The following is a 469-nucleotide window of genomic DNA, read 5'->3' as shown; positions in this document are numbered from 1 at the left end:
ATCGCCGGTGAGGTTGATGTGCTCCCAGCCCAGCGGCGACAGGAATTGCAGCAGCTCGCCGTCCACCGGCTTGCCGGCCTCGACCAACCCCTGGGTGGCGCGCTCCAGGTACACCGTGTTCCACAGCACGATAGCCGCCGTCACCAGGTTGAGGCCGCTGGCCCGGTAGCGCTGCTGCTCGAAGCTCCGATCCCTGATTTCCCCAAGGCGGTTGAAGAACACCGCCCTGGCCAGCGAGTTGCGCGCCTCACCTTTGTTCAGGCCGGCATGCACGCGGCGGCGCAGCTCAACACTTTGCAGCCAGTCTAGGATGAACAGCGTGCGTTCGATCCGGCCCAGCTCGCGTAGGGCGACAGCCAGGCCGTTCTGGCGCGGATAGCTGCCGAGCTTGCGCAGCATCAGCGAGGCGGTGACGGTGCCCTGCTTGATCGAGCTGGCCAGGCGCAGGATGTCGTCCCAATGAGCGCGC

At 66.5% G+C, this 469-nt stretch carries 1 protein-coding gene; it reads right to left on the bottom strand.

The genetic code is table 11. The annotated features are described in order from the left end of the window. Nucleotides 1–469 (bottom strand): Tn3 family transposase (locus C167_RS0100660; RefSeq protein ID WP_017516359.1); only part of this gene is annotated, 469 nt, incomplete at both ends.

This window comes from Pseudomonas nitroreducens TX1, assembly GCF_000313755.1.
In the GTDB taxonomy this organism is placed as follows: domain Bacteria; phylum Pseudomonadota; class Gammaproteobacteria; order Pseudomonadales; family Pseudomonadaceae; genus Pseudomonas; species Pseudomonas nitroreducens_A.
The sequence above is the reverse complement of the archived record's forward strand: the minus strand, read 5'-3'. Positions and strand labels throughout refer to the sequence as shown.